Here is a 26,400-nt window from a genome sequence, read left to right as displayed (position 1 = left end):
GTTGCGGAAGGGCTGGGGCACGCCGTTGCACTAGCGTGAGAATCCGGCTGTCAACGCCCGCCGCCACGGCCTCGATGCGGGTCCGTACGCCCATCTTCGAACAGGCCTTCTCCAAGTAAGATGTCTCAACCGCGCCAGGAGCGGAAGTTGGACCAAGGGCGGGAATGAGACTTCCCAAGTGAGGGTCCGTTCCCGCCAGAGCTTCCGTTACGATCCCGATCCCGGCTCCGCCATCTTGCGATGCTGTTCTGCCAGCGCGGTCTGGGGCGTGACGGCGGCCATCGCCGCCTGGACCTTGTTCTTCATGCCCGCGACCACGTCGCCGTCGCCGCGCTTCATGGCCTCATAGCCAGTCCTGGCGACATGGGCGGCTTCGGCCTTGTGCTCGTCCTGGCCGACCCTGGTGTCCATCAGGCCGGCGCGCTCGAAGAAATGGGTGTTGACCGGTCCGGGCATCAGGACGGTCACGCTGACGCCACTGTCCTTCAGTTCGTTGCGCAGGGCGAAGGAGAAGCTGTCCACGAAGGCCTTGGTGCCGTTGTAGACGGCCTGGAAGCTGCCCGGCATCAGGCCAGCGATGGAGCCGGTGAAGAGGATGCGGCCCTGGCTGCGCTCTCGCATATGACGGCCGATCAGCCAAGCCAGCCGGATCGTGCCGGTGATATTGGTGTTGATGACATGGACCACGTCGTCGAAGTCCTGGTCGAGGAAGGCCTTGCCCAGCCGCTGCCCTTGCCCCGCATTGGCGGCAAGCGCATCGACCGGGCGAGCGCCGATGGCGGCGTAGAAGGACTGACGCCCTCTTCCGTCGCCAGGCGGAGACCAGGTCGCCGAGCCCGGTCAAGGTCTGGGAGAACTCGGCAAGCGCGGTGTCCGCGGCGATGATGAGGTCGTATCCGTCCTCGGCGAAGAGCTTTGCCAATTCAAAGCCGATGCCGAAGGAAGCGTCGGTGACGACGGCGAGGCGACGGACGGTTTCGGCGGCGGTCGGGTTGAGGATGTCGGTCATGAGGACGGCACCTGGGCTAGATGCTCTTCCCACCCTTAACCGAGGTGCCTGTTCCTCCGCTCAAGCTGGAACGAAGCCCATCGCGGGTGGTTGACGAGGTTCAGCCCATCGGAGCTAAGCCTATGTCCAATAGTGAAGTTTCCACCGACGCCGACGTTGGCTCGACCGCCTTTGTCGACAAGGATCGGCGCGAGGGCGAATACGAGGCCTCAAGCTTGAGGGCCGTCCTGATCAATCGCCCCCGCGACGACCTCTACGCCTTTTGGCGCGATCTGACGAATATGCCGACCTTCTCGGAGACGGTGAAATCGGTCGAGCTTCTGGAGTCCGGCCGTTCTCGCTGGATCGTCGCCGGGCCGGCCGACAAAGACATCGAACTGACCAGCGAGATCACCGAGGACGTCTCCGGTGAACGCATCGCCTGGACCTCTAGCAAGGACTCGGACGTCGATCACGAGGGCTGGATCGAATTCCGTGACAACGCCTTTGGTCGCGGCACGGAGGTGCGACTGTTCATCAGCTACGACCCGCCCTCCGGCGTCATCGGCAAGGTCGTCGCCAAGGTGATGCAGCGCGAGCCACGTCTCCAAGCGCGCCGCGAACTGCGCCGTTTCAAGCAACTGATGGAGACGGGCGAGATCTCGACGTCCAAGGCCCCCCACGCCGCGCCTCGGTCCGACCGTCACATCTGATCCCCCTTCCCAATTCTAAGGAGTCGCCCATGCGCGCCCTCACCTGGCACGGCAAGCACAACGTCCAAGTCGATACTGTCCCCGACCCGCAGATCGCCAATCCTCGCGACGCCATCATCAAGATCACCGCCACCGCCATCTGCGGCTCAGACCTGCATCTCTACGACAGCATGATCCCCGGGATGTCCAACGGCGACATCCTGGGTCACGAGTTCATGGGCGAGGTCGTCGAAGTCGGCCGCGGCAACACCAGTCTGAAGAAGGGCGACAAGGTGGTCGTCCCCTTCGTCATCGCCTGCGGGAAATGCTTCTTCTGCGAGAAGTCGATGCCGGCCGCCTGCGACAACTCCAATCCGGCGGACAAGGCGGACGCGTCAGAAATCGCCTATGGCCAGTCGGTGTCGGGCTTGTTCGGCTATTCGCATCTGACCGGCGGTTTCGCCGGCGGACAAGCTCAGTACGCGCGCGTCCCTTATTCCGACTACGGCCCGATCAAAATCCCGGAGGGCATCGAGGATGAGCGGGTGTTGTTTCTCTCGGACATATTCCCAACGGGCTGGATGGCGGCTGAGAACTGCCAAATCCAGCCTGGCGACACTGTCGCCGTCTGGGGCTGCGGCCCGGTCGGGCTGTTCGCGATCAAGAGCGCGATCCTGCAGGGCGCCGGTCGCGTGATCGCCATCGACCACCATCCCAACCGACTGGCGCTGGCCAAGGCGAACGGAGCGGAAGTCCTGAACTATCACGAGGTCAAAGTGCGCGAAGCCCTGCTGGAGATGACAGCTGGCCTTGGACCAGACAGCTGCATCGATGCGGTCGGAATGGAGAGCCACGGCTTCTCACCGGACAATATCGTCGATGCGGTGAAACAGGAGACCAAGCTCGGCACCGACCGTCCCCACGTCCTGCGCGAGACGATCATGGCGGTCAGGAAGGGTGGTACGGTCTCCGTCCCGGGCGTCTATGGCGGCTTCGCCGACAAGTTCCCGGTCGGCGCCTTCATGGAAAAGGGACTGACGCTGAAGACCGGCCAGACCCACGTCCAGCGCTACCTGCCTCAGCTGCTGCAGATGATCCTGGAGGGCAAAATCGACACCACCGATCTGATCAGCCATCGTCTGCCGCTCGAACAAGCGCCCGAGGGTTACAAGAACTTCAAGGAGAACCAGAACGAATGGACCAAGGTGGTCCTCAAGCCTCACTGATCGATGTCGGCGGGCGCGTGCGGGGTTTTTCCGGCCGGATGCGCTCGCCCGTCAGCGTCGCTGGCCCGCGCAGTTCGCCGATCACATAGAAGCCGCGTTCCGCCAGCTGCTGGGCCAGCAATGCGACATCGACGGACTCGTCCGCCGTTTCTGCCCGCCGGTTCTCGGTCATGGCGCAGTCCTCCCTGATCTTACAGAACGCCTGGCGCGTGTGGGCGCTGCGTCACGAAACCGCGAGGTCGCCGCCCGCCGGCCAGGGCTGAGCGGAACCGGGGGGGCGGCGAGCGACTTGGGCAGCGGTGGAGGAGCGATCATGCTGAAACGCTACGCCTACGCCTGGATCACCCTGGCCTTCTTCGCCATCTCCATCGGCCTGCATTGGCTGTTCGGCTGGTACGCCTTCATCGACGAGGCGCGCGAGCACGGACAGACGCCCGCGCTGACACCGTACCTTCTGGAGATGGGGCGCGACACCTTCGAGAACTGGCAATCCGAGTTCCTCCAACTGCTGTGGCAGGTCGTCGGCCTGGCCTACTTCCTCTACGTCGGCTCGCCGTCGTCGAAGGAGAACGACGACCGAATGGAAGCCAAGCTGGACGCCCTGCTGGAACTGGTCGGTCGCGAGCGCGGCCTGGCCATCGTCGACGAGATCGACCGCCATCACGAGCGCCGCACCGGCCACGCGGCCCTGCACCAGGATCCGCCCTATGGCGCGGTCTGATCCGCACCGGCCGATCAGCCCGCCGCCGGCGACCGGCGCCCTGGCGGAGGATCTGCCCGCTTATGTCTCCAACGGCGTGATCGGACTGCGGGTGCGCGACGTGCCCCTGGTTCCCGGCATGGCGATCGTCAGCGGTTTCGTCGGCGAACATCACGAGCGGCACGTCGAGGCCGCCGTCGCGGCGCCCTATCCGCTCGGCGGCGACATCGCGCTCGACGGAGTCTGGGCGAGCGAGGTCATGGGCGGCTTCGAACCCGTGGACCAGAGTTACGACTTCGAGACAGCGGAACTGACCACGCGCTTTCGAGTGCGGCTACCCGCCGGCAGGGCCGAGGTCGAGGTCGTCACCTTCGCCAGCCGCTCGCATTCGACCGTGGTCTGCCAGGAGGTCCAGGTCACGCTGGACCAGGCCTGCGAACTGACGTTCAGGGCGCGGGTCGATCCGGCGGGCGTACGCGGATCGATGGCGGAGCGTCGCCTCGACACGCCCGGCGAGACGCCTCCGGTGTGCGACGGCGCGATCTTGTGGCGGTCCGAGGGCGGCTTGGGCGCCTGCGGAATCGCCCTGGCGACGACGGCGGCCCCAGAGGCCGAGCGCACCCAGGAACCCTGGGACGAGACCGGGCCGCTCTCCACCACCTATCGCTTAAAGGCCCGGGCCGGCCGTCACCGCTTTCGCCAGATGGCGTCCCTGGTCCCGGACGTGCTGCATCACCAGCCGCATCGCCAGGCCGTGCGCCTCCTGGCCGCCGCCACGGAGAACGGGTTCGACGCCCTGCGCCGGCTCAACCACGAAGCCTGGGCCGACCTCTGGAAGGGCCGCATCCGCCTGGTCGGGGCGGGCGAGCGGTGGCAGGGGATCGCTGACGCCGCCTTCTTCTATCTGAACGCCTCGGTCCATCCGTCGTCGCCGTCGTCGACCTCCATCTTCGGCCTCGCGACCTGGACCAACTATCACTACTATTTCGGCCATGTGATGTGGGACGTGGACGCCTTCGCCATCCCGCCGCTGACCCTGCTGCAGCCCCAGGCGGCGCGGGCCATGCTGGATTTCCGCGTGCGCGGCGTCCCGGCCGCCCGCAACAACGCCAAGATGGCCGGGCGCGCGGGGCTGAAGTTCCCCTGGGAGGCCGGATCGGCCCACGGCGAGGAGGCGGCGCCCGGCGGCGCGACCGCCGCGGCGCGCGAGGATCACGTCAGCCTGCACGTGGCGCGCGCCTTCGCCCTCTACGCCGACGCCAGCGGCGACGACCGTTTCCTGCGCGAGGCGGCCTGGCCGGTGCTTTCGGGCGTGGCGGATTGGGTCGTCGACCGGGCGTCGGTCGACGGGGACCGCTTCGTCTTCCGCGACATCGGGGGTCCGGCGGAACGGATCGAGACCGCCGACAACGACGCCCTGACCATCCTCGCCGCCACGGTGGTGCTGCGCCGCGCCATCGACATGGCGCGGATGATCGGCCTCGAGGCGCCCGCCAAGTGGAGCGAGGTCCTGGAAGGGCTGAGGCCCACGCTGCGCGACGACGGCGCCATCGCCGATCACGATGGATATCGCGTCACCGAGGAGAAGGCCGCCACGCCCGGCGCGCTGATGGGGATCTTCCCCTACTGGGCCGAAATGGAGTCAGACACCCGCGACACGACGCTGCGCTTCTACGTCGATCAGTGGCGCGGCTACGTCGGCTCGCCCATGCTGGCGGCGCTCTACGGCGTCTGGGCCGCGTGGCTGGGGGATCGGGCGCTGGCGCTCAAGCTCCAGGAGGAGGGTTTCGCCCTCTATCAGCACGGACGCTTCCTGCAGACGCTGGAGTATCGGCTGGACAAGGCGGGCGGCGTCGCCGCCGGACCCTTCTTCGCCAACATCGGCGGTTTCGTCACCGGTCTCCTGCTCGGCCTCCCGGCGCTCAGGATCGACGACGGCGATCCCCGACATTGGGCCCGCCGGGACGTCGTCCTGCCGCAAGGGTGGGATGTGATCGAGTGCGACCGTTTGTGGATACGGGGCGCGCCGTGGCGGCTGCGGGCCCGCCACGGCGAGACAGCGGTGCTGGAGCCCATCTAGCGCCAAGCACCCAGGATTTCGGCGCTGTCGGCCGTCTCGACCTGCTGTGAGAAACGCTCGTGATAAAGGTCCATCAGGGCGTCATGGGATTCGTCGGATGAACTGCCTAGGGCGTCCGTCACCACGACTGTCCGATATCCCAGATCGATCGCGCCCAGCACGGTCGCCAGCACGCAGACATCGGTCTCCGCGCCGGTCACCACGAGGGTGTCGACGCCGCCGCGGCGGAGCGCGGCGTCGAAGTCCGCGCCCATCCAGGGCGAATAGACGCGCTTGTCCAGAAGGCGCCCTGGAGGGACGAAGCGCTGCAGCGGAACGGCCAACTCGACCATGCCCTCTCCGAGCGTCTGGAGGGTCATCGAAGGCCAGCGCTCCCAGTATCGTCTCCAGGTCCCCTGGCCCTCGCCCGGCCGTTCGGCCGGAACGAAGCGGGTGAAACAGGTGCGCTCGGCCTTCGCCTCGCACAGGCGCACGATGACCGGCAGTACGCGTTCCGCCCAGGGCGTGCGCCACGCCGTGTCCTCGACGAACATCCGCTGCATGTCGACACAGAGATGGACCGCCGTTTCCGGGATGGCGTCACGCAGCCCCTGCCCCATGGGTCAGGCGGCCTTGCCCTGCGCCTTGGCGTTGGCTTTGGCGTCCGCCAGGGCCGTCAGGCTCTCGTCGGTGTTCGACTCCTCCTGGAGCGTCTCGTCCAGCAGGCGCGCGGCGTCGGCGTAGCCGAGCAGGGTCGCCCAGCGCTTCAGCGTGCCGTAGCGTGTGATCTCATAATGCTCCACCGCCTGCGCGGCGGCGATCAGGCCGGCGTCCAGCGCTTCCGTGCCTTCGTACTCCTCCAGGATTTCGTCGCCTTCGGCCAGGATGCCTTCGATGGCGTCGCAGGTCTTGCCCATGGCGCGCTTGCCGATGATCTCGAACACCTGCTGCAGGCGCTCGATCTGGCCTTCGGTTTCGTCGCGGTGCTTTTCGAAGGCCGCCTTCAACTCCGGCGACTGGGCGCCGCGCGCCATCTTGGGCAGCGCCTTCACGATCTTGCGCTCGGCGTAATAGATGTCCTTCAAGGTGTCGTAGAACAGGTTGTCGAGGGTCTTCTCAACCATGGTCGTTTCCTTTCTCTGCGTTGGGGGATGACGGCTCGATCTCCTTTTGATCGGGCCGGGTCTGGGTGTCGGCATGGTGTTCGATGCGGCCGCTCTCGACCTCGGCGCGGGAGAAGACCTCCTCCTGGCCGGCCTCGAGCAACTGGTCCTCGGGGCCGCCCAGGCCGCCCTGAACCAGACCGGAGGCGCCGCCGGTCATGTGATCTGATCCGGGTGGGTCTGAGTTCCCGGCGGCGACGCATCGACCTCCTGATAGGGATCATCCGTTTCGATGATGCTCAGTATGGTTTCGCCCGGCTGCATCAGTTCGGCCGCTGCGTCCGCGGCCTGGACGTCGGTCTTGGACGGGACCTTGACCTCGCGGCTGGGTCCGCCTTCGGCGCCGATGGAGACGCGATAGATCTTCATGGCCATGACTCAGTGCGCGGCCTTCCGGCGCCGCGTCTCCCAGCCCTTCTTGGCCGCGGCGGAACGGTCGGCCCGTGAGCGGCTGGCCGAGGCCTGGCCGCCCTTGCGCCCGCCCTTGTGCGCGGCGGGATGACCCGTGTGCCGGCCGCGTCCGGAGCCGCTCTTGTTGCCGCCGCCGTCGTCCTTGTTGACGGTGGCCCAGGCGCGCCGTTCGGCTTCCTTGTCCGATACGCCGCGCTTCTCATAGCCGGCCGCGATGTGGTCGGCCTTGCGTTCCTGCTTGTCCGTATAGGCGGACTTGTCGCCTCTAGGCATGGGACTCTCCTCTCCTGCGAAAGGAAATCCCAGTGCAAGCAAGGGTTTCAGCTTGAGCTTACATATATCTCAGGCAAGCGCGAGGTCGCCGCGCTCGAAGGGATGATCCGAGGCATGGACGGCTGAACCCGGACGGCGTCGAATGGATTAGCAGCCTGAACGACATGAACGGCGCGGGTACGGGATGAGGATCGCCACCTTCAACATCAACGGCGTCAACACCCGGCTGCCGACGCTGCTGCGCTGGCTGGCGGAAGCCCGTCCGGACGTGGTCTGCCTGCAGGAGTTGAAGGCGTCCCAGGCGCAATTTCCCGCCGCCGCCCTGAAGGCGGCCGGCTACGACGCCGCCTGGGTCGGCGAGGGACGCTGGAACGGCGTCGCCCTGTTGTCGCGCATCGGCGCGCCGGTGGTGACGCGGCGGGCGCTGCCCGGCGATCCGGCCGACGCTCAGGCCCGCTACATCGAGGCGGCGGTGGCCGGAGTGCTGATCGGCGGCCTCTATCTGCCGAACGGCAACCCGCAACCGGGGCCGAAGTTCGACTACAAGCTGGCCTGGTTCGAGCGGCTGATCGGCCACGCCGCGACCCTGGTGGACAGCGGCGCGCCCGTGGTGCTGGCCGGCGATTTCAACGTCGTGCCCACCGAGGCCGACATCTACAACAGCCGCTCCTGGAAGAAGGACGCCCTGCTACAGCCCGAGAGCCGCGCCGCCTGGGCCCGGCTGGTCGGCCAGGGATGGACCGATGCGCTGTTGGAGCGCTTCCCGCATCAACCGCCCTGGACCTTCTGGCAGTATTTCCGCCAGGCCTGGGAGCGCGACGCCGGCCTGCGCATCGACCACCTGCTGCTCAGCCCAGCGCTGGCCGGGCGGCTGGCGGACGCCGGCGTCGATCGCCATGTGCGCGGCTGGGACAAGGCGAGCGACCACGCGCCGGCCTGGATCGAACTGGAAGGATGAGATGGCGCGACGGCCGACGGCCCCGACCCGCCTGAACGCGGCCAATCTGACTAGGCTCGGCGCGCCGCGCCTGGCGGAGCTGCTGGCCGAGGCGAGCGTCGGCGACGCCAACCTGAAGCGCCGGCTGCGGCTGGAGTTGGCGGCCGAGGCCGGGCCGGACCGGCTGGCGGCGGAGATCGACAAGCGCATCGCTGCGCTCGCGGCGGCGCGCGTCCGCGTCTCCTGGCGCAAGCGCGGGGAGCTGATCCGGGACCTTGAGGCGCACCGCCGCATGATCGTGGACCGGCTGGCGCCGGCCGATGCGCGCGCCGCCTTCGCCAGCCTGCTGGCCTGGTTCGACCTGTTCCGCGGCTTGACGGCGCGCGTGCAGGACCCGCGTGGCGAACTGGTGTTCGCCTTCGAGGACGCGGCGCCCGACCTCTGGACGCTGGCGGGCGCGCCCGCCGGCGAAGATCCGGCCGCGCTCGACGCCCTGGCCGAGGCGGTTGGCCGCCATCCGCAGGACTACGCTCGCTGGATCGGCGCCGCCGACGACGCCCTGACGCCGGAGTTCGCCCGTCGCCTGCTGGCCGCCCTGCCGTCCGCCGTCCGGAGCGCCCGGCCGGCGCGCGGCGCGATCCGGCGGCTGGCGGACCGGGCCGGCGACCTGGACCTGTGGCTGTCGTTGGCGACCCCCGAGGAGAAGGGCGCGCCCGACTTCGCCGCCGGCGCGGCCCGCCGGCTGCTGGCGGCGGGGCGGATCGGCGAGGCGCGCGCCGCGCTCGAGACCGCGCTTCGGCCCTCGCCGTCGAACCGTCGCTGGACTTTCGGCCGCAATCCCACCGCCGGACGGCCCGCGCTGACGCCGGCCTGGGAGTTGGCTTCGATCGACGTGCAGGAGGCCGAAGGAAACCGGCAGGAGGCCCAGGACCTGCGCTGGGCGATGTTCGAACGCGACCTGTCGCCTCAGCCCTTGCGCGACTACCTGGCCCGCCTGCCGGACTTCGACGATGTCGAGGCGCTGGACCGCGCCTTCGCCCAAGCGGCGGCTTCGGACGACTTCGGCGCGGCTCTCGGCTTCTTGATGGACTGGCCCGCCCACCGCGAGGCGGCGGCCATGGTTCTGGAACGTCGGCGGGAGGCCCAGCGGCCTTGGCCGCGCAAGGCGGAGGGGGCGGCCCGCCTGCTCCAGCGCTATCCCGAGGCGGCGGAGGCGCTGGGTGGATGAGGCGGCGCCGGCGGCGGTGTGATGCGTTGTCCTCCCATGACCAGCCCTCAGGCCGATCTGTTCGGAGGTCCGCCGCTCGAGCCGACGGGCCTGCGCTACGTCGGGGCGATGGTCGACGAAGCCGAGCGGGATCGTTTGACGGACGCCTTCGCCGTTCTGCCGTTCGCGCCCTTCGCGTTCCACGGCTGGCTGGGGGCGCGCCGCGTGGTCTCCTTCGGCTGGCGCTACGACTTCAGCCGCGCCCGCCTGGACGAGGCGGCGCCCCTGCCCGCCTTCCTGGAGCCCTTGCGCGACCGCGCCGCCGCCTTCGCCGGCGTTCCGGCGGCGGCGATCGTCCAGACCCTGGTCACCGAGTACCAGGCCGGAGCCGGCATCGGCTGGCATAGGGACCGTCCGCAATACGACAAGGTCGTCGGCGTCTCCCTCGGCGCGCCCTGCCGCCTGCGCTTCCGGCGGCGGACGCCGGATGGGTGGGAGCGCCGCCATCTCGATCTCGCGCCAGGCTCGGCCTACCTCCTCGACGGCCCGGCCAGGGCCGACTGGGAACACGGCATCACGCCGATGACGGCGCTGCGCTACTCGGTGACGTTCCGGACCTTGCGGTAAGTCGCACTCCGCTGATGAGGCCAGACCGAGTCCGCCACCCGCACGTTCGCCGCTCAGCTGCTCTTCAGCGCCAGGAGCGGTCATTCACTCAACGCCGGAAACCGGACCTCAGCAACACACCTTGTTGAGCGTCCGCTCTCGACCCGTTGCGGACATAGTTAGATCAGTTCCGCTATAGATGGCTTATGACCACCACCACTCCAACGCGGGATGCCGAAGCTACCCGACACGCGATCCTTCGGGCTGCGCTGGACCTCTTCGCTGAGGAGGGTTTCGAGGCAGTCGGAGTCCGCTCTATTGGAGCGCGCGCGGGCGTCGATTCTTCGCTGATCAGCCGATACTTCGGTGGAAAGGACGAGCTTTTCGTCGAAGTGATCAAATCTGGGAGCGTGAACTGGCAGCGTCGCTGGGGAGATCGTGAGAGCTTCGCTGAGCGCGTGACGGATGATGTTCTGGCGGCTCCAAATGGCGGAAGGGTGCTGCGCGACTTGCTCGTTCTGATGCGCTCCGCTGGATCAGATAAGGCCAAACGCCTCATCGATGAAGCGTTGGGTCACCAAGGCTTTCGCGACCTTGAAGCATGGATCGGGGGCGAGGACGCAGATGTCCGTGCGCGCCTGCTTATGGGCTTTCTCGCCGGTATGGCCATCACCCGCGATCTGAACAGTAAGTTTGACCTCAGTCACGAACGCGCCGTCGTAATGCGCGAGCAACTCCGTTCAGCGGTTGCTGCCTTCCTCATGCCAGCGACTTGAGAACGCCAGTCCGCTTTCCACCCTTAGCGGACGAACGCCGGGTCCGCTGAGCGGACCCGGTCGATGTCAGAGATCGATCTGCTCAGAGAGCTCCAAGGCGTCGTCAACTTCGATGCCAAGGTAGCGTACGGTGCTCTCCAGCTTGCGGTGACCGAGAAGCAGCTGGCATGCGCGCAGGTTGCCGGTCTTCTTGTAGACGAGTGAGACCTTCGTGCGCCTGAGGCTATGGGTGCCGTAAGCCGCGGGCTCCAGATCTATCAAACGGATCCATTGATCGACCAGTCTCGCGTACTGTCGCGTGCCGATATGGCAGCCGGCATGGTTTCGGCTCGGAAACAGCCAGTCGTCGTCACGCTGTCCTCGGAGTTCCAACCAGGCTCCAATCGCGTGGCGGGCTGGCTCTGTGATCTCGAAGGGAACCGGTCGTCCGGTCTTCTGCTGGATGACGGTGGATCGAAGCCTAAGTGAGCCGCCAGGCGCGACGTCACTGACGCGGAGCTTCACCAGATCACAGGCTCTGAGCTTTGCATCCAGTGCACAGTTAAACATCGCAAGGTCGCGTACGCGCTTGGCGACCTTGAGTTGCTGTCGGATCGCCCAGATGTGCTTGGGTTTCAGCGGAGCCTTGGGACCGATGAGACGGCCCGCGTTCCAAGGCCGACGAGGGATGATGAAAAGGTCAGACTGGCGCATGGCCAACCTCCCACGGATGGCCTCCCTGCCTCGGCCGATTGTACTGCTGTTCCGTCAGGCCTGCGCCAGCAGCGGACCCTGGAAACTCGGGGTAAAGCAGACCTACGGCACAGGGTCGGACCGACCAGTCAAGTGCCACCTGACGGCGTGAGGGAAGCGTTCTCTCCACAACATCTGGCTGTGTCCTGCGATTCCCACGTCGAGGCGCACCGCGTCAGCTGACCCTTCCAAGGCTTCGGCGGCGTCTACAGTGCTCTGGTGAAAATCCGGTTCATACACGCCAGCCGTGAGATAGATCGAGCCATATCCCGATCCTCGCGCCCGACGATCGGGCCGGCTACCGAACGACATGGCGATCACACCCCGAAATACGTCGGGATTGACCATCGCGGTATTCAAAGCCCATGCCGCACCGTCGGAGAAGCCTGCGAGGATTCTTTCCGACGGCACCCTCGAGGCGCCCAGACGCTCTGCGAGCGGCATCACCTCGCTCAGCAGAAAGCGCTCGTGTGCGAGATAGACCTCGTCGTCCCAGCCCGCGAGATATTCCTTATGGCGTCGGTTTGGGTCTGACGCCTCCCCCTCCTCGAGCAGGGGCCCGCTCCAGAGGCTGACGATCATCGTCGGTGGAACCTATTCGGATTCAATGCGGGGCTTCAGAACCGAAGCGAAGGACGGAACGCTTTCCCCGTCTGCCAGGGCGATGACCGGCATGGGGCCGTCGCTTCGCGGACGGTAGATGAAGAGACCCCGACGCTGCCTCAAAGCCGATGATTGCATCACGTGCTGGACCAGCTCTCCCTCTTCGAGCTCCAGCTCAGCAGGCGGCGGAGGGGCCTCGGGACCCCGCCATTCATCCGGAGCGCCTGTAGCGGCCGGTAGAAGCCAGACATCCAGCATCGCCCGGTCCAGGTCAGGCATCCTTACGGCGAGCGACCAAAGGTCAGGTGCGCCTTCGGCGGGGTTCATAGGAGTCTGGATGGAACAGCAAAGCCTCGGCCGCTCGCTCCGGCGGGCCACGACATGGAAGACATCCCGCTCAGCCCAGAACGCCTGATGACCATCCGCCAGCCTGAACTCGATCTCGGATTTCGTGAGGTCTGAAGGGAGTTCGCAGGCCGGGACCTCAGCTATGCGCCAACAACGGACATCCGCTTCGCGCCGAAAACCGGAAGTCTATTACGCTTTCGCCGACGTTCGTTCACGCCTGTCCGGAAGCCACGCTTGTCGCCGAGTGGGCAAGAATAGTAGTGGAAAGTCCCTGAGGTCGATTAGGCCTCACCGTACTCGCGCTTTCGTAGAGCAACCTCCTCGATGGTCCGCCGCCGCTCGCTCGCGATCTGGCGATCGAGGCTAAGGATATGACGTTGGGCGAATTGCTGGACGGGCTCTGACGTGACCCCCTGAAACTCCTCCAGGAATAGCTAGAGTCCGCCCAACGAAGGACGGACAGAATGAAGCGATCGAGGTTCACGGAAGAGCAGATCATCGGGATCCTGCGGGAGCAGGAGGCCGGTGTGACGACGGCGGAGGTGTGCCGGCGGCACGGGGTCAGTTCGGCGACCTTTTACAAATGGAAGGCCAAGTTCGGCGGGCTCGATGTGTCGGAGGCTCGGCGGCTGAAGGCGCTCGAGGATGAGAATGCCCGGCTGAAGCGGATGCTGGCGGACGCGATGCTGGACAACGTGGCGCTGAAGGAGCTGCTGGGAAAAAAGTGGTGACGCCCGCCGGCTATCGCGAGGCGGCTGGCCATCTGCAGGCCGCCTACGAGATGAGCGAACGGCGGGCGTGCCGTGTGCTGGGTGTTGATCGGACGAGCGTGCGCTATCAGGCGACGCGCCCGAACGACGGCGCCCTGCGCGACCGGCTGAAGGCCCTGGCCCAGGAGCGTCGCCGGTTCGGCTATCGCCGCCTGCACGTGCTGCTGCGGCGCGAGGGCCATGCAGTCAACAGGAAGCGGGTCCAGCGGATCTATCGCGAGGAGCGACTGACGGTGCGCCGGCGGGGCGGTCGGAAGCGAGCAATGGGCACGCGGCGACCACTGGAGACGCCGTTGGTCGCCAATCAGCGCTGGTCGTTGGACTTCGTCTCAGACCAGATGACGGACGGGCGGCGCTTCCGCATCCTGACGGTGATCGATAACTGCACCCGCGAATGCCTGGCGCTGGTGGCCGACACCTCGCTGTCGGGCGCGAGGGTCGTGCGGGAGTTGGACGCCGTCGTCCGGCAGCGGGGCCGGCCCGACACCATCGTCAGCGATAACGGCACGGAGTACACCTCGAATGCTGTGCTGGCCTGGGCCGACGACACCGGCGTCGGCTGGCATTACATCGCGCCCGGCAAGCCCCAACAGAACGGCTTCAACGAGAGCTTCAACGGACGGCTGCGCGACGAACTGCTGAACGAGACGCTGTTCCGATCACTGCCGCACGCCCGCGCGGTACTGGAGGCGTGGCGACGCGATTACAACGAACGGCGTCCGCACTCGAAGCTCGGCTGGCTGACGCCGCAGGCTTATGCAGAAGCGCTCAGCGGACAGATCGGCCGGTCCGCTGCGCGGGTTGGAAGCTGCGCTGACCGGCCTCTTGCCAACCCCGCCAACCCCAGTTCAGATCACCAAAGGACTCTCGTTATGGCTGGATGAGAAACGGGGGTCACGTCAGCTCGCGCTCATCTTTAAGCCACGCCTCCATTGCCGTCTTTCGCGCTTGGCTGGCATCGGCCATGCCAAACTCACCCGAAACCACGCCCGTGGCGTCGATCGCAAGTTCCACCGCCGTCCATGTTTTGGATCCGGGCTCGGTTGCTGCCACTAAGTCCCGGCACACGCCGTCAATTGCGGGTGAACCATCGTAGGCTGCCATGATCCTCGTGAGAAAGAGCCGATCATCATCGTTGCCCGAAGCCAACGCCTTGAGCTCTGCCTGGACGGCCCCGAGGTCGGGCAGGACTTCTGCCAAAAGCTTGCCGCCCGTGTATTGGAACGACATGTCCGCAGCGTCGAACGCCCTTCGGATCATCTTGAGGACGGCAGTGCCTTGGGTCTGGAGAGGCGGTTTGAGACGAGAGAGCCGGAAAGGCACTGCTTCGAAGCGCTCGCCCCAGTCGTGCTGCCGCTGCCTCACGATCCGGGTTTCGAACCAACGGACAATCTTCTCCGGCCAGACTGTCGCGATGGCGCCGAGCCACCATTCTGCATGGGTGCCAACGGTCGGGATTTCCTCGGCGAGATGGAGCAACTCGTCAATCTGAGTCTCGGAGAACTGAGCGACGTATTCCTCTTTCCAAACGAACCACAGCCGATCGATCCAGCGGTGAATGCGCAGGGCCGCAAGTGCGCGAACGCTCGGCAGAAGCGCAGTGGTGATCGCCTGCGGGTGGGTGTCGACAAGGCGAGAAGCGTACTCCACCAGCGCAAGAATCTCGTTCGGGTCCTCGCGGGACAACACAGCCGATGCGGTTGCGTCGAAAAGGAAAAGGTCCGGCGGCATCTTGAAGGCGCTGAACCGAAGGATGGGGCCAAGGGCGCAAGCCGAGAAGCAATCTCCACCACACGCAAAGTGTCAGTAGCGATGAGCTCTACGAGGGCACCGTCGACGGTCCCGTGATAAGGGAAGCTTGTCGCTGACATAAGAGCGTTGAAGGCCTCCTTTGCGTCAGGCGGCAAAGGCTCCGTCAATATTGCTTCAAGGGCGGCAATCGATTGTCCACGAGCATGGGCCAGCTCGCCGCTCGGCAGCACCGCGCCTTGGTGGATGGTGATGGTATTCGAGCCGCTCGTCGTGCCTTCGACTTCCGGATCCAGGATGGCTTGGGCGGCAGCAATCACCAGAGGCCGTCGTCCCGGGCTTCCCACGTCGGCAAGAGCTAGTTCCGCCAGTTGGCATTGGACCAGGGGGCCGACCTGTTTCCAGACATGCAGATTGTGCTTGCCTAAGGACTTTGCGGAGCCTCCGGCTCTCGCACGGGCCGCTTCTGTGGAGGCAAGGTCGACGGCTTGACCGATAAGGTCCCAGGTCGCCCGAACGCCCTGCTCATCGGCGAACCTCAGACGGTCGACGATGTCGAGCGTCGCTTCTAAAACGTCTTCGAACGTCTTTCCGGCATGTTCGTAGGTGCCATAGTATATTGGCACGGTCTCGGTCGAGGCTGCCTTTTCGAGGGATGCCCTGAGCGCGTTCCGAATTGTTTCGGCTTGGCCGGTGAGGTCGTCCACGTACGGAAGTACCGTCTCACGGTAACGTTTCAGAATGTCGTGTCGTTCGTTATTGTCGATGTCCGCTTCGACCCGTTCGAGGGGGCGCGTCTCGAAAAAGGTTCGTGCGTCTTCGAGCCGTCGGACATCGTTGGAGACTTTCTGGAAGTCGAAGCCTGCAGGAACGAGATAATCCTGCATGATCCTGGCCATGCGCGTTTCGACCTCTTTTAGGACCGCGCCGCCGAACCCTTTGGCCGGGGGCTTGTAGACTGTGTCGTGGTGCATTTCTGACCAAGCGTGGTCGATCGTGGTCTGCACCTGAATCTCGCACCACAGGTCAGCCAAGTCGGCGTATTCGGGAAGCGAGGTCCGCTGCTCCTTCAGCTTGACGACGTAGTTGTAAGAAATGAACCCGCCCGCGCTCGAATGCTCATCAAGCGGATAGTGAAACTTCGTCCTATCCCAATCGATGTCGAAGTTATCGAACATGACGTCGGACCGGACCAGGCGGGCCACGTCATCATTGGTGTAGAGAATGAGCCGGCAGCCGGCGACGTCTTTGGCATGAGACTCGACGTCATCGTCCAACGTCCCGCCCGCCATTTCGATTTTCTTTTTGAGCGACGCCGGTCCTTTCGCGCGGTGTTGGATTTGCTGGACCCGGACCGTAGGCATGCCAGCAAGGATTACGCCCAGGATCGCCGCGACCGTGGACGCGAGCCGCTCGTAGGAGTGCCTGCCCGCCTTCTCGTATTCAGCAAAGTTCATGGTGAAATAAGGCGACTTTGCCGTGTAAATGTCTATTCGATCTACGCGCCGCTACGGGGTGGACGGCCCAGCAGCAGACGTTCCCAACCGCCGCTATGAGTCAGGAGCGGACCTCCGGGAGACCGTAGCCAACACCATCCCGCCCCCGTAGATCTACCACCGTAAGGCTACGGATCGCACCGACCGAACCCGTCCGCTAAAGTTCCTCCGTCATCAACGAAATCCCCTCACCACAGGCCGCCCCTGCATGCCCGTCGTCCCTCACTCCCACTCGATTACACGAACGCTGGTAATGATTTGATCCATATGGGCTTTATGCCAATGGGCGTCAACAGCGCCGTGTCGCAGTCCGAATAGATCGAGGAATGTTGAAAACAATGAAGAAATAGTCTGATGTAAAAAGCGCGTGATCACGACATCTTTCGAGATGTATTGACAATGCCGAAAGCTTGGTTTGCGAGAGAAGCGAGCCGATATACCTCGCTGACACGGGATACCACAACCGAACGATCTGACGAACAGGCTGGATCTACAACCCGCTCCGGAGGCGGTCGCAGCGGCTGGCGTGACCCGTCGGCTCAAGGAAGCCTGACGGCCTTCAAACCCGTGCGACGATCGAGTCGTTGCGCGAGTCCGGGTCACCCAGTATGGGTCGAAGGTCAGGAAACCTGTATTGACGCGACTGCTCCGCCAATTCTGCGCCGGCCTCGCCGTGACCATCGTGGTCGCGCTGCAGTTCCAAGACGCGGCCCCTACCGGTTCACTCGTCACCCAAAATATGTGATCGCGTCCCTCGAAATCCTCGTCCTGCCGCTGGCGGTCGGCCAGGTCTGGATCGCCGTCGCGTGGAGCAGCGCGAACGCTATGCTTCTGGCGTGGCGTATTCGGGTGGAGGATGGGGCGCTTGCCGACCGCAGATAGTCCCTTAGGAACATGGCCGGACACCTTGATCCCGGCCCAGCTGCCCGCTCAGGGATGCACACCGTTCACGTTTCACGGCGTACGCGGTCACCGGGGAACAGCGGCCGTTCCGGCGGGTTGACCAAGTCCGCCATCGGAGAATCCCATGCATATCCAGTCCATGATCAGCGCCCACCCTCACGTCAAAGGCTCGACCAACGACGCACTGATCCGCGCCGTCGAGGCGGCCTACGAGTGCGCCGCGACCTGCCGCATCTGCGCCGACGCCTGTCTCGGCGAAGCCATGGTCGCCGATCTCGTCCAATGCATTCGGCTCAACCTCGACTGCGCCGACGTCTGCGCGGCCGCTGGCGCGGTCGGCGCGCGCCGTACGGGGAGCAACGAGGCGGTCATCAAGGGCCAGCTCGAGGTTTGCGCCGACACCTGCGCGGCCTGCGCCGCGGAGTGCGACAAACACGCGGACATGCATGAACATTGCCGCATCTGCGCCGAGGCCTGCCGCCGCTGCGAAGAGGCGTGCCGGGAGGCGGTTGGCACGATCACTCCGTCGAGCCGTTGATGGAGCACCGCCTTCACCGTGCGTGCGCTGACAACGCCCCGCACGAACGGTGAAGGCGGGTCCGGCTATTCCGGGCGAATGGCGGTGACTTCACCCGCGTTGCCCTGAACGGTCAGGTCGAACTGGACGCGATCCCCGACAGCGGCTTGCTGTGCCACGGCGGGGTCTGCCGTAAAGCTCATCGTCATGGCTGGCCAGCCGACCGCCGGAATAGCCTCGTGATTGATCGTCACGGTGCCGGCCGCCGTATCCACGGCGGTGACCACGCCTGCGCCGCTGCCGGATCTGGAGCCCGCAGCGGGGGACGTCGCCGTGTCCGCCGCGCCGGCCGCGGAAGCCGTGTCGACGGGCGCGGCAGCGGCCGGTTCGGCGGCCGGGTCCGCGGGTTGGCCGCAGGCCGAAAGCATCATGGCCGCGCCGGCGAGTGAAACAAGGGTTCGGGTCATGGGGTCGCTCCTTGGTTTGGGGGGGTTGAACGGGCCTTGCGGCGCCTGAGGAGAAGGTAGCCCGCCGGTATAACGAGCATCGAGAGCAAAGGTGCGGTGATCATGCCTCCGATCACCGGCGCGGCGATCCGGCTCATCACTTCCGAGCCCGCGCCGTGGCCGATCAGAATCGGAAACAGGCCCGCCAGGACAACGGCGACCGTCATGGCCTTGGGCCGGACCCGCAGCAGGGCGCCTTCGCGAACGGCCTCTTGGACCTGTCCGCGATCGGGGTCGGCTCCGCGATCTTTCAAAGCTTGCTTCAGATAGATCAGCATCACCACGCCGAACTCGGCCGAGAGGCCGGCCAGGGCGATGAAGCCGACGCCGGTGGCGACGGACTGGTGAAAGCCGAGCAGATAGAGCAGCCAGATCCCCCCGGTCAGGGTGAACGGCAGGGTGGCCATGATCAGCAGGGCTTCGTCGAAGCGCCCGAACGTCAGGTAGAGCAGGACGAAGATGATCGCCAGCGTGGCCGGGACCACGATCCTGAGCCGCGCGGTCGCCCGTTCGAGATATTCGAACTGGCCCGAGTAGGCGATGCTCACGCCAGGCGTGGGGGTGACGGCACGGGCCACGGCGCGACGCAGATCCGCGACGACCGAGGCCAGGTCGCGTCCCCGCACATCGACATAGACCCAGGTGGTCGGCCGGCCGTTCTCGGACTTCAGCATTGGCGGCCCGTCGGCGATCCGCAGATCGGCGACGGCGCCCAGGGTGATCTGCTGGCCTGAAGGCGTCAGGATCGGCAGGGCTCGCAGCTGCTCCACGCTGTCCCTCAACTCGCGCGGATAGCGCACGCTGATGGGATAGCGCGCCACGCCCTCCACGGTCTGGCCGATGGTTTCGCCGCCGATCGCGCCTGAGACGATCGACTGCACATCGGCGATGTTGAGACCGTAACGCCCCGCCGCGTCGCGGTCGATGTCGATATCGACGTAGCGGCCGCCCGTCAGACGCTCGGCCAGCGCCGAGCTCACGCCCGGCACGGATTGGGCGACCTCGGCGACCTCGGCCGCGACGCGGTCGATCTGACCGAGGTCGGCGCCGGACACCTTGACGCCGACGGGGCTCTTGATCCCCGTCGCCAGCATGTCGATGCGATTGCGGATGGGAGGAACCCAGACATTGGACAACCCCGGAACCTGGACCGCGCGGTCGAGCTCCTCGACCAGCTTCTCCGGCGTCATGCCGGGGCGCCATTCATCGCGCGGTTTGAACTGGATGGTGGTCTCGAACATTTCCAGCGGAGCCGGATCCGTCGCGGTTTCCGCCCGGCCGGCCTTGCCGAACACGGTCGCCACTTCCGGCACCGTGCGGATCATGCGGTCCGTCTGCTGCAGCAGTTCCGCGGCCTTGGCCGCAGAGAGGCCCGGCTGGGCCGAAGGCATATAGAGCAGGTCGCCCTCGTCCATCGCCGGCATGAATTCGCCGCCGAGCCGGCTGAGAGGCCAGGCCGTAGTGGCGAAGACCAGCAAGGCGACCAAGAGAGTTTTCCTTGGGTGACGCAGCACCCAGTCGAGCGGCCCCCGATAGATGTGGGTCAGCCAGCGGTTGATCGGGTTGCTCTGCTCGGCCGGTATCCGTCCCCGGATCAGATAGCCCATCAGAACCGGCACGAGGGTGATCGACAGGATCGCCGCGGCCGCCATGGCGTAGCTCTTGGTGAAGGCCAGCGGCGCGAACAGCCGACCCTCCTGGGCCTGGAGGCTGAACACCGGAATGAACGACAGGGTGATGATCAGCAGACTAAGGAACAGCGCCGGTCCGACCTCCACGGCCGCCTCGGTGATGACCTTCCACCGTTCCTCGCCCGCCAGCTTCTTGTCGGGGTGATCGTGCTCCCATCGCTCGATGTGTTTGTGGGCATTCTCGATCATGACCACTGCCGCGTCGACCATGGCCCCGATGGCGATGGCGATGCCGCCCAGCGACATGATGTTGGCGTTCACGCCCTGAAGATTCATGATCAGGAAGGCCGCCAGCACGCCCAGCGGCAGGGTCAGGATGGCGACCAACGCCGACCGGGCGTGCCAGAGGAACAGGCCGCAGACCAGGGCGACGACAATGAACTCCTCGATCAACTTGCCGCTCAGATTGTCGATCGCCCGGTCGATGAGCTGCGAGCGATCGTAGGTCGTCACCACTTCGACCCCCGGCGGCAATCCGGCTTTGAGCGTCTGGAGTTTCTCGGCGACAGCCGCGATCGTGGCGCGGGCGTTTGCGCCGGATCGCAGGATGACGACGCCGCCGGCGACCTCGCCTTCGCCATTCAGCTCCGCTATGCCGCGCCGCATCTCCGGGCCGATCTGGATGGTCGCGACGTCCCCGAGGCTGATCGGCACGCCTCCAGCCGCCGTGCGGAGCGGCACGGCCCGGAAGTCGTCGAGCTCGGTCAGATAGCCGTTGGCGCGCACCATGTATTCGGCCTCGGCGAGCTGGAGCACCGAGCCGCCCGTCTCGCCGTTGGCGCGCTGGATGGCCTCCACCGCGGCCTGATGGGTCACGCCGTACGCGGCGAGCCTGACGGGGTCGAGCACCACCTGATACTGCCGCACCATGCCGCCCAGGCTGGCGACCTCCGCCACGCCCGGCACGGTCTTCAGCTCGTAGCGGAGAAACCAGTCCTGCAGGCTGCGCAACTGCGCCAGATCGTGGCGGCCGGTCCGATCGACCAGGGCGTACTCATAAACCCAGCCTACGCCGGTGGCGTCCGGACCAAGTGCCGGTTGGGCGGTCGCGGGAAGTCGCGCCTGCACCTGGCTCAGATATTCGAGGACCCGGGAACGGGCCCAGTAGAGGTCCGTCCCATCCTCGAACAGCACATAGACGAAGCTGTCGCCGAAGAAGGAGTAGCCCCGAACCGTTCGCGCGCCGGGCACCGACAGCATGGTGGTCGCCAGAGGATAGGTGACCTGGTTCTCGACGATCTGGGGGGCCTGCCCCGGATAGCTGGTGCGGATGATGACCTGTACGTCCGACAGGTCCGGCAGGGCGTCGACCGGCGTGCTGCGAACCGCAAACAGGCCGGCGGCCAGCAGAGCGAGCGCGGCCATAAGGACGAGAAAACGTCCCTTGACCGAGGCGCGTATGATCGCGGCGATCATTGCCCCGACCTCTCGCGCGGCGCGGGCGCGGCCATGGATGCGCCCGTCTGGGCGGCGGCGGGCCGGCCGGCCGTCGGCGACGCCGGGGCGCGTGCGGGTCCGGAAGTTTGGCCGATCGGCCGCGCCGTGACGCCTGACAAGCTGGCTTCGGAATCGATCAGGAACTGCCCCGACGCGACGATTCGTTCGCCTTCCCTGAGACCGGCGAGGATCTCGGTCTGTCCGCCGGCTTCCCGTCCGATGCGGACCTCGGCCGGTTGATAGCGGCCCTCCGGCAGGGCGAGCATGACGATGTCACGTTCTCCGGTCCGGATCACCGCCTCGGTCGGCACGAGCAGAGCCGAAGTCGAACCGCCGCCGAAGGTGATCCGGCCGAACATGCCCGGCCTGAGACGCCCTCCCCGATTGGCCATTTCGATCCGCGCGGTGATCGTGCGACTGTCGCCGACGAGCTCCGGCAACAGGGCGGTCAGGCGACCCGTGAACCGCTCGCCCGGGAACGCGGCCAGGGCGACCTCGACGGACTGCCCGGCTCTCAGCTGGTTCGCGAGCGCCTCCGGGATGGCGGCGTTGACCCAGACGGTCGACAGGCCGTTAATCTCGGCCAGGGTCATGCCCTGGGCGACGCTCATGCCGGCGCGCACGCTCAGCGTCTTGATCACGCCGCCAGTGGGCGTCGAGATCGTGATCGTGTTCCGCGCCCGCCCGCTGCGTTCCACAGAAGCGATTACGCCCTCGGACATGCCCAACAGCACCAGTCGCTGCCGCGCCGCCTGGATCAGGGGCGTATTGCCGGTGCGTCGCACGGCGAGATATTCGGTCTGGGCTCCGCCCCAGGACGGAATGAGCAGATCGACCAGAGGGGCGCCCGCGGCGACCACGTCGCCCGGCGCGCGGTTGTAGACGCGCTGGACGAAGCCGTCCGCGCGCGACTGGACCACAGCGATGTCGCGTTCGTTGTAACCTATGATCGCCGTGGCGCTGAGATCGCCCTCCAGGTCGCCACGGCGGGCCGTGGCATATCGGACCCCCAGATTCTGGGCCAGCGCCGGATCGATCCGGACGCCGGGGGTGGCGCTACTTCCCCCCTCATCGGCATACTTGGGGATGGTGTCCATGTTCATCGACGATTTTCCAGGCCCCGGATATCGTTCGTTCGGAACCATGGGATCGTACCAGTAGAGGATCTCGCGCTCCCCTGCCCCCTCGGCGGTCTCGCCGCCGGCCCCATCCAGGCGTGGAGCGACGACGATGCCTGCCCCGACGCCGACCCCGACCAAAAGAAGCGCGCCCATGGCGACGCCCAGGCGTTTGTTGCGAAGGGCGTTCATCGGTCGTCGTTCCCATAGGTGAGAGTGATCTCGACCACCTGACGCTTCACGGCGGCCTCGCGATCGAGCGCGTCGAGCCGGGCGTTGGCCACGGCGGTGAAGGCTTCGAGAACTTCAACGATGCCCGCCCGGCCCGCCGCATAGCTCGCGGTTTCGAGATCGGAACGCTGAAGGACACTGGGCAGAACGACGTCGCGCGACCGGATCCATTGATCGTGAGCGGTCACGTATTCCGCCAGGGCGCTTCGCAGCGACGCGGTCAACACGCGCTCAGCGTCCTCACGCTCGGCGGAGACCCGCAGCGCATCAGCGGCGCGCGCGGCGATGACCGGATCCTGCCTCCGACCGGGAAAGATCGGCAGCCGCACGCTCGCTCCGACGGAGAACAGATCGCCGAACCGCTCATCGCGGCGGGCGTAGCTGGCTTGGAACGACCAGTCCGGCCGGCGTCCGGCGCGGGCCAGATCGACCTCGGCTTCGGCGCGGCGCGCGGCGGCTCCATAGGCCCGCACGGTCGGCAGCTGGGCGATGCCGCTCTGTAAGGCGACCAGGTCGAGATCGTCCTGCGGCGGCGGTCCGACCGTCTCGGGATCGGCGTCGCCCGTCCACCGGGCCAGTTCGGCTCGCGCCTTCTCGATGTCGGCGGCGAGACTGCTGCGGCGATCGTCAAGATCCGCCTTGAGCTGAACGGGACCGAGAGCGTTGGCGGGCCGATAGGCGCCGGACGCGACTCCGGCCGGGGCGGCGTCCCAGAGGGGTTGCAACGTCGCCAGCAGCTCGTCCAGCGCTGCAAAGCGGAGCTCGGCATAGAACAGGTCGATCCACGCGAGGCCCGCGGCGACCCGGACCTCTCGTCGCGCGACGGACTCCTCAGCGCCGGCGACGCCGATCGCCGCCTCGGCGATGTCTCGCTCGGCGCGACGACGCGCGCGGCTGGGCACTTCCTGCTCGACGCCGATCCTGAGCATGGTGAAGTCTTCATCGAATTGCCCCGCGAACGGCCCGTTCACCGGATATCCGTCGAGACCGACGGAGAGCCGGGGGTCCGGCAGGCGCCCGGCAGCGGGCGCGGCGGCCCGAGCCGCGTCGACGCCCAGAGCGCTGGCTCTCAGGCGCGGCGCCTCGCTGGCGGCGCGGGCCAGAGTCTCGTCGAAGGTCTGGGGGTCGGCACGGGCCGGCGCGGCGCAGAGTCCGAGCACCAGGAGTGCGGCCAGCGGCCAGGGCCGGTCAACGGGGCACGGCCAGCAAGGCCGCCGCAAGCGTCGCGGCAAGGGAACCGCCGGGAGACGGCGCACGACGGAGACCGCCGTGCCGAAGCGAATGATCATGAGAATTCTCGATAACCGCCGCGTCCACCTCGCGGCGTGACGCAGGCGCAGACCTCAGTCGATCGGCGGACGCCGCGAAGCGGTGCGCGGCTTTCCGATCAGCGAAAGCAGTCTACGACAGCGGTTTGGGCGGACTCTTCAGTGGAAGCGGACCCGCGCCTTCCAGCGCGACATCGACCTCGGCGAACGATTTCGCCCCCGACCCGAGCGGATGCTCGATCGCCGGCGCGGGCGGCATCGGCGAGGCGACGGCGGCGCAGCCCATCTTGGCGATGCAATCCGGCGTCATCTTGCTGCACGGGCCTTCGGCGTCGTCGACGGCTTCGTCCGCCATGTCCATCATCTCGGCGCAGTCCGCCTCCGGCATTGCCGCCGTCGCCTCGAACACCTGAACCGGAGTGGCGTGCGCCGACGACTGGCCGATGAACCCGGCCACCGCGAGGGCGAACAGAAGGACGCGGACAATATTCCACATGGCGGCCGAGATAGGCGCTTCGAGGCCCTTCGAGTCAAGACGCGACCGCGCCGGACGGCGCGCGCCGTCCGCTTCGGTCGCGACCATGACGAACGCCCTTCATCGCCGTCCGTCGGGAGCATGATCGACCGCAGAAGAGCCGCTCCAGTGGCGCTTCAGCGCAGACCCGCTTACGCTGGGAGGGAAGATTCAGGATCTGAGAGGATGGCGTGCCGGACAGACTTCGAGACCTCATCGCGCAATGGCGTAACGATCCCTCGGCGACCTACCAGACCTGGTTCCTGTGGGATGAACGGCTGAAGAATTTCCGGTCGATCGGCCGGGGCATCGGCCAGGTGGTCGAGGAGATCGAGACGGGCCGCTTCGGTGTCGCCTATCGCGGCTCGTCCCTGGAGACCATCGTCCATTCCGTCGCCGAGCAGCGACAGATCTTCAAGGGCGCCGACCACGCCTTTCTGTGGAAGCCCAAGTTGAGGATCCCCGACATCTACGAGAACCCGGCGAACCAGCGCGCCTTCGGCCGCCTGCTGCATCATTGCAGCGGCTGTTCCACAGCCGACGAGATTCTCTCCGGCATCCGCACGATCGATCAACTCAAGATCAAGGGCCTCGGGCCGGCCGTCGCCAACCTGATCTATTTCCTGCACCCCACGCATGCGCCCCCGTTCAACACCGCCATCGTCAACGGTTACAACGCGATCACCGGCTCGAAGGTGAAGCTCGGCAGCTGGGAACATTATCTGGCCATGCGGGAGGGCCTCCTGGCGCTGAACGCCCGATATCGTGACCTTCTGTCGAACGATCTGGGCGCCCTCGCGGGATTCCTGTTCGATGTCGGCTCCGGGCGGTATCCGGCGCCGCCCCCCGCCGGTGACGCGCTCTCGCGCCAGGGGTGGGAAGAACGGCTCGCCCAGGCCCGCGCGGAAGCCCTGAAGTTCGAGAAGGCGACGGCGCAGCAACGCGAGACGGATCGCACGCACACGGAAATCCAGGCCTGGCTTCGTGATCTGGGACGCGCGCTCGGCTATCGGGTCTGGATCGCCGCCAACGACCGGAGCCGGCTCCATGACGGCGCGCGTCTCGGCGAGGGCTGTCTCGATCAACTTCCGACGGCGCTGGCGAACGGCGCTGGCGCCGAGTCGATCCGTCTGATCGACGTCCTCTGGCTCGATGCCTCGCCGGATCGCGTAGCGGCGGCCTTCGAAGTCGAGCACTCCACCACCATCTATTCCGGCGTGGTGCGCATGCTGGATCTGGCGCTCTCGGGTGAACTCCACACGTCCGCCGGTCTCTTTCTGGTGGCGCCGGACAGCCGGGAAGGCGATGTCCGGGCCCAGCTCCAGCGGCCGGCTTTCAGCCGGATCTCGGACCTGGACGTCCGATATCTGCCCTATGGGGAGTTGGACCGGCACCGGGGATCGATCGCGCGCTTCGGCTCCGACCTGCGAGGCCTGACCGAAATCTCTCACCGCCTGACCTGACCACCCGCCCGCGCCC

Annotated in this window: 28 protein-coding genes; 12 read left to right on the top strand and 16 right to left on the bottom strand. The window is 66.4% G+C overall.

Features of this window, described 5'->3' with window-relative positions; translation table 11 throughout:
• Nucleotides 1-207: 207 nt before the first annotated feature.
• The gene (locus tag A4249_RS03485) at nt 208-723 is read right to left on the bottom strand and encodes an SDR family NAD(P)-dependent oxidoreductase (protein ID WP_231868801.1); all 516 of its coding nucleotides are present in this window, start codon (nt 721-723) and stop codon (nt 208-210) included.
• A gap of 408 nt (nt 724-1,131) precedes the next feature.
• Between A4249_RS03485 and A4249_RS03480 the strand changes: the two genes are divergently transcribed.
• A complete protein-coding gene (locus tag A4249_RS03480; RefSeq protein ID WP_066551089.1) occupies nt 1,132-1,701 on the top strand; it encodes an SRPBCC family protein in 570 nt (189 codons plus the stop codon).
• Nucleotides 1,702-1,730: 29 nt separating this feature from the next.
• Nucleotides 1,731-2,906: a zinc-dependent alcohol dehydrogenase gene (locus A4249_RS03475; RefSeq protein WP_066551086.1), complete on the top strand. Its 1,176-nt coding sequence runs from the start codon at nt 1,731-1,733 to the stop codon at nt 2,904-2,906.
• Here the strand turns inward: A4249_RS03475 and A4249_RS03470 are convergent.
• Nucleotides 2,893-3,078, bottom strand: a complete 186-nt coding sequence (locus A4249_RS03470; RefSeq protein ID WP_066551084.1) for a hypothetical protein — start codon at nt 3,076-3,078, stop codon at nt 2,893-2,895. The two genes, A4249_RS03475 and A4249_RS03470, sit on opposite strands and share 14 nt — an antisense overlap.
• Nucleotides 3,079-3,219: 141 nt before the next feature.
• Here A4249_RS03470 and A4249_RS03465 point away from each other — a divergent pair, with 141 nt between their 5' ends.
• Both A4249_RS03465 and A4249_RS03460 read left to right on the top strand, forming a co-directional pair.
• Nucleotides 3,220-3,627: a DUF6766 family protein gene (locus tag A4249_RS03465; protein ID WP_197458446.1), complete on the top strand. Its 408-nt coding sequence runs from the start codon at nt 3,220-3,222 to the stop codon at nt 3,625-3,627.
• Nucleotides 3,614-5,686: a glycoside hydrolase family 65 protein gene (locus A4249_RS03460; protein WP_066551083.1), complete on the top strand. Its 2,073-nt coding sequence runs from the start codon at nt 3,614-3,616 to the stop codon at nt 5,684-5,686. The genes A4249_RS03465 and A4249_RS03460 overlap by 14 nt, the downstream gene beginning before the upstream one ends.
• On the opposite strand, the gene A4249_RS03455 is transcribed toward A4249_RS03460, so the two are convergent.
• From A4249_RS03455 to A4249_RS03435, 5 genes are read right to left on the bottom strand one after another with little or no spacing between them, the layout of a single operon-like run.
• Nucleotides 5,683-6,285, bottom strand: coding sequence for a cysteine hydrolase family protein (locus A4249_RS03455; protein ID WP_066551082.1), 603 nt, complete (start codon nt 6,283-6,285; stop codon nt 5,683-5,685). The genes A4249_RS03460 and A4249_RS03455 overlap by 4 nt on opposite strands.
• Nucleotides 6,286-6,288: 3 nt before the next feature.
• Entirely contained in the window at nt 6,289-6,789 is a 501-nt protein-coding gene (locus A4249_RS03450) for a YciE/YciF ferroxidase family protein (RefSeq protein WP_066551079.1), read from the bottom strand.
• Nucleotides 6,782-6,988 (bottom strand): hypothetical protein, encoded by a 207-nt coding sequence (locus A4249_RS03445; RefSeq protein WP_066551078.1) that lies wholly within the window; start codon nt 6,986-6,988, stop codon nt 6,782-6,784. Before A4249_RS03445 ends, A4249_RS03450 begins: the two co-directional genes overlap by 8 nt.
• On the bottom strand, nt 6,985-7,197 hold the full coding sequence (locus tag A4249_RS03440; protein ID WP_066554735.1) for a hypothetical protein: 213 nt from the start codon (nt 7,195-7,197) through the stop codon (nt 6,985-6,987). Before A4249_RS03440 ends, A4249_RS03445 begins: the two co-directional genes overlap by 4 nt.
• Nucleotides 7,198-7,206: 9 nt before the next feature.
• The gene (locus tag A4249_RS03435) at nt 7,207-7,512 is read right to left on the bottom strand and encodes a plasmid stabilization protein (protein ID WP_066551077.1); all 306 of its coding nucleotides are present in this window, start codon (nt 7,510-7,512) and stop codon (nt 7,207-7,209) included.
• A gap of 184 nt (nt 7,513-7,696) precedes the next feature.
• On the opposite strand from A4249_RS03435, the gene A4249_RS03430 reads away from it, so the two are divergent.
• The 4 genes from A4249_RS03430 to A4249_RS03415 all read left to right on the top strand — a co-directional run bounded on the left by A4249_RS03430 (nt 7,697) and on the right by A4249_RS03415 (nt 11,038).
• Nucleotides 7,697-8,470 (top strand): exodeoxyribonuclease III, encoded by a 774-nt coding sequence (locus tag A4249_RS03430; RefSeq protein ID WP_066551075.1) that lies wholly within the window; start codon nt 7,697-7,699, stop codon nt 8,468-8,470.
• A gap of 1 nt (nt 8,471) precedes the next feature.
• Entirely contained in the window at nt 8,472-9,677 is a 1,206-nt protein-coding gene (locus A4249_RS03425) for a DUF6880 family protein (protein ID WP_066551071.1), read from the top strand.
• A 21-nt stretch (nt 9,678-9,698) separates the two neighbouring features.
• Nucleotides 9,699-10,283: an alpha-ketoglutarate-dependent dioxygenase AlkB gene (locus A4249_RS03420; protein WP_082854042.1), complete on the top strand. Its 585-nt coding sequence runs from the start codon at nt 9,699-9,701 to the stop codon at nt 10,281-10,283.
• A 185-nt stretch (nt 10,284-10,468) separates the two neighbouring features.
• Nucleotides 10,469-11,038: a TetR/AcrR family transcriptional regulator gene (locus A4249_RS03415; RefSeq protein ID WP_066551067.1), complete on the top strand. Its 570-nt coding sequence runs from the start codon at nt 10,469-10,471 to the stop codon at nt 11,036-11,038.
• A 66-nt stretch (nt 11,039-11,104) separates the two neighbouring features.
• Here A4249_RS03415 and A4249_RS03410 read toward each other — a convergent pair whose 3' ends face one another.
• Both A4249_RS03410 and A4249_RS03405 read right to left on the bottom strand, forming a co-directional pair.
• Nucleotides 11,105-11,731 (bottom strand): tyrosine-type recombinase/integrase, encoded by a 627-nt coding sequence (locus tag A4249_RS03410; protein WP_066551064.1) that lies wholly within the window; start codon nt 11,729-11,731, stop codon nt 11,105-11,107.
• 102 nt (nt 11,732-11,833) lie between these two features.
• Nucleotides 11,834-12,352 (bottom strand): alpha/beta hydrolase-fold protein, encoded by a 519-nt coding sequence (locus A4249_RS03405; RefSeq protein ID WP_066551063.1) that lies wholly within the window; start codon nt 12,350-12,352, stop codon nt 11,834-11,836.
• A gap of 833 nt (nt 12,353-13,185) precedes the next feature.
• Between A4249_RS03405 and A4249_RS03390 the strand changes: the two genes are divergently transcribed.
• Nucleotides 13,186-14,375, top strand: a protein-coding gene (locus A4249_RS03390) for an IS3 family transposase (protein ID WP_156494625.1) whose coding sequence is annotated in 2 segments (ribosomal slippage) — nt 13,186-13,444 and nt 13,444-14,375 — 1,191 coding nt in all. Because the reading frame shifts where the segments join, the coding sequence is not laid out codon by codon here.
• Nucleotides 14,376-14,385: 10 nt separating this feature from the next.
• Here A4249_RS03390 and A4249_RS03385 read toward each other — a convergent pair.
• A complete protein-coding gene (locus A4249_RS03385; RefSeq protein WP_066551060.1) occupies nt 14,386-14,856 on the bottom strand; it encodes a hypothetical protein in 471 nt (156 codons plus the stop codon).
• Nucleotides 14,853-16,697: a RelA/SpoT domain-containing protein gene (locus tag A4249_RS03380; RefSeq protein WP_066551059.1), complete on the bottom strand. Its 1,845-nt coding sequence runs from the start codon at nt 16,695-16,697 to the stop codon at nt 14,853-14,855. The genes A4249_RS03385 and A4249_RS03380 overlap by 4 nt, the downstream gene beginning before the upstream one ends.
• Before the next feature lie 438 nt (nt 16,698-17,135).
• Between A4249_RS03380 and A4249_RS17140 the strand changes: the two genes are divergently transcribed.
• Together A4249_RS17140 and A4249_RS03375 are read left to right on the top strand one after the other, a co-directional pair.
• Complete coding sequence (locus A4249_RS17140) at nt 17,136-17,618, top strand: isoprenylcysteine carboxylmethyltransferase family protein (RefSeq protein WP_082854041.1); 483 nt, start codon at nt 17,136-17,138, stop codon at nt 17,616-17,618.
• A gap of 145 nt (nt 17,619-17,763) precedes the next feature.
• Nucleotides 17,764-18,177, top strand: a complete 414-nt coding sequence (locus A4249_RS03375; RefSeq protein ID WP_066551057.1) for a ferredoxin — start codon at nt 17,764-17,766, stop codon at nt 18,175-18,177.
• A 65-nt stretch (nt 18,178-18,242) separates the two neighbouring features.
• Here the strand turns inward: A4249_RS03375 and A4249_RS03370 are convergent, their stop codons facing one another.
• The 5 genes from A4249_RS03370 to A4249_RS03350 form a co-directional block, all read right to left on the bottom strand.
• The gene (locus A4249_RS03370) at nt 18,243-18,623 is read right to left on the bottom strand and encodes a copper-binding protein (protein WP_066551055.1); all 381 of its coding nucleotides are present in this window, start codon (nt 18,621-18,623) and stop codon (nt 18,243-18,245) included.
• Complete coding sequence (locus tag A4249_RS03365) at nt 18,620-21,769, bottom strand: efflux RND transporter permease subunit (protein ID WP_066551053.1); 3,150 nt, start codon at nt 21,767-21,769, stop codon at nt 18,620-18,622. The genes A4249_RS03370 and A4249_RS03365 overlap by 4 nt, the downstream gene beginning before the upstream one ends.
• A complete protein-coding gene (locus A4249_RS03360) occupies nt 21,766-23,100 on the bottom strand; it encodes an efflux RND transporter periplasmic adaptor subunit (RefSeq protein WP_082854040.1) in 1,335 nt (444 codons plus the stop codon). The genes A4249_RS03365 and A4249_RS03360 overlap by 4 nt, the downstream gene beginning before the upstream one ends.
• Nucleotides 23,097-24,428 carry a TolC family protein gene (locus tag A4249_RS03355; protein WP_082854039.1) on the bottom strand — a complete coding sequence of 444 codons (1,332 nt, stop codon included), beginning with the start codon at nt 24,426-24,428 and terminating at the stop codon, nt 23,097-23,099. The genes A4249_RS03360 and A4249_RS03355 overlap by 4 nt, the downstream gene beginning before the upstream one ends.
• A 112-nt stretch (nt 24,429-24,540) precedes the next feature.
• Nucleotides 24,541-24,990, bottom strand: coding sequence for a hypothetical protein (locus A4249_RS03350; RefSeq protein ID WP_224761380.1), 450 nt, complete (start codon nt 24,988-24,990; stop codon nt 24,541-24,543).
• Nucleotides 24,991-25,112: 122 nt separating this feature from the next.
• Between A4249_RS03350 and A4249_RS03345 the strand changes: the two genes are divergently transcribed.
• The gene (locus tag A4249_RS03345; protein WP_066551052.1) at nt 25,113-26,384 is read left to right on the top strand and encodes a type II restriction endonuclease; all 1,272 of its coding nucleotides are present in this window, start codon (nt 25,113-25,115) and stop codon (nt 26,382-26,384) included.
• Nucleotides 26,385-26,400: the final 16 nt, after the last annotated feature.

The sequence above is a fragment of the Brevundimonas sp. GW460-12-10-14-LB2 genome (assembly GCF_001636925.1).
Classification (GTDB): Bacteria; Pseudomonadota; Alphaproteobacteria; order Caulobacterales; family Caulobacteraceae; genus Brevundimonas; species Brevundimonas vesicularis.
This window is presented reverse-complemented; position numbering and strand designations above follow the sequence as displayed.

What these genes read in the sequence shown, in the direction of transcription:
- A4249_RS03480 (WP_066551089.1), top strand. Translation starts at nt 1,132, where the DNA reads ATGTCCAATAGTGAAGTTTCCACCGACGCCGACGTTGGCTCGACCGCC.
- A4249_RS03475 (WP_066551086.1), top strand. Translation starts at nt 1,731, where the DNA reads ATGCGCGCCCTCACCTGGCACGGCAAGCACAACGTCCAAGTCGATACT.
- A4249_RS03470 (WP_066551084.1), bottom strand. Translation starts at nt 3,078, where the DNA reads ATGACCGAGAACCGGCGGGCAGAAACGGCGGACGAGTCCGTCGATGTC.
- A4249_RS03465 (WP_197458446.1), top strand. Translation starts at nt 3,220, where the DNA reads ATGCTGAAACGCTACGCCTACGCCTGGATCACCCTGGCCTTCTTCGCC.
- A4249_RS03460 (WP_066551083.1), top strand. Translation starts at nt 3,614, where the DNA reads ATGGCGCGGTCTGATCCGCACCGGCCGATCAGCCCGCCGCCGGCGACC.
- A4249_RS03455 (WP_066551082.1), bottom strand. Translation starts at nt 6,285, where the DNA reads ATGGGGCAGGGGCTGCGTGACGCCATCCCGGAAACGGCGGTCCATCTC.
- A4249_RS03450 (WP_066551079.1), bottom strand. Translation starts at nt 6,789, where the DNA reads ATGGTTGAGAAGACCCTCGACAACCTGTTCTACGACACCTTGAAGGAC.
- A4249_RS03445 (WP_066551078.1), bottom strand. Translation starts at nt 6,988, where the DNA reads ATGACCGGCGGCGCCTCCGGTCTGGTTCAGGGCGGCCTGGGCGGCCCC.
- A4249_RS03440 (WP_066554735.1), bottom strand. Translation starts at nt 7,197, where the DNA reads ATGAAGATCTATCGCGTCTCCATCGGCGCCGAAGGCGGACCCAGCCGC.
- A4249_RS03435 (WP_066551077.1), bottom strand. Translation starts at nt 7,512, where the DNA reads ATGCCTAGAGGCGACAAGTCCGCCTATACGGACAAGCAGGAACGCAAG.
- A4249_RS03430 (WP_066551075.1), top strand. Translation starts at nt 7,697, where the DNA reads ATGAGGATCGCCACCTTCAACATCAACGGCGTCAACACCCGGCTGCCG.
- A4249_RS03425 (WP_066551071.1), top strand. Translation starts at nt 8,472, where the DNA reads ATGGCGCGACGGCCGACGGCCCCGACCCGCCTGAACGCGGCCAATCTG.
- A4249_RS03420 (WP_082854042.1), top strand. Translation starts at nt 9,699, where the DNA reads ATGCGTTGTCCTCCCATGACCAGCCCTCAGGCCGATCTGTTCGGAGGT.
- A4249_RS03415 (WP_066551067.1), top strand. Translation starts at nt 10,469, where the DNA reads ATGACCACCACCACTCCAACGCGGGATGCCGAAGCTACCCGACACGCG.
- A4249_RS03410 (WP_066551064.1), bottom strand. Translation starts at nt 11,731, where the DNA reads ATGCGCCAGTCTGACCTTTTCATCATCCCTCGTCGGCCTTGGAACGCG.
- A4249_RS03405 (WP_066551063.1), bottom strand. Translation starts at nt 12,352, where the DNA reads ATGATCGTCAGCCTCTGGAGCGGGCCCCTGCTCGAGGAGGGGGAGGCG.
- A4249_RS03380 (WP_066551059.1), bottom strand. Translation starts at nt 16,697, where the DNA reads ATGAACTTTGCTGAATACGAGAAGGCGGGCAGGCACTCCTACGAGCGG.
- A4249_RS17140 (WP_082854041.1), top strand. Translation starts at nt 17,136, where the DNA reads ATGCCGAAAGCTTGGTTTGCGAGAGAAGCGAGCCGATATACCTCGCTG.
- A4249_RS03375 (WP_066551057.1), top strand. Translation starts at nt 17,764, where the DNA reads ATGCATATCCAGTCCATGATCAGCGCCCACCCTCACGTCAAAGGCTCG.
- A4249_RS03370 (WP_066551055.1), bottom strand. Translation starts at nt 18,623, where the DNA reads ATGACCCGAACCCTTGTTTCACTCGCCGGCGCGGCCATGATGCTTTCG.
- A4249_RS03365 (WP_066551053.1), bottom strand. Translation starts at nt 21,769, where the DNA reads ATGATCGCCGCGATCATACGCGCCTCGGTCAAGGGACGTTTTCTCGTC.
- A4249_RS03360 (WP_082854040.1), bottom strand. Translation starts at nt 23,100, where the DNA reads ATGAACGCCCTTCGCAACAAACGCCTGGGCGTCGCCATGGGCGCGCTT.
- A4249_RS03355 (WP_082854039.1), bottom strand. Translation starts at nt 24,428, where the DNA reads ATGATCATTCGCTTCGGCACGGCGGTCTCCGTCGTGCGCCGTCTCCCG.
- A4249_RS03350 (WP_224761380.1), bottom strand. Translation starts at nt 24,990, where the DNA reads ATGGTCGCGACCGAAGCGGACGGCGCGCGCCGTCCGGCGCGGTCGCGT.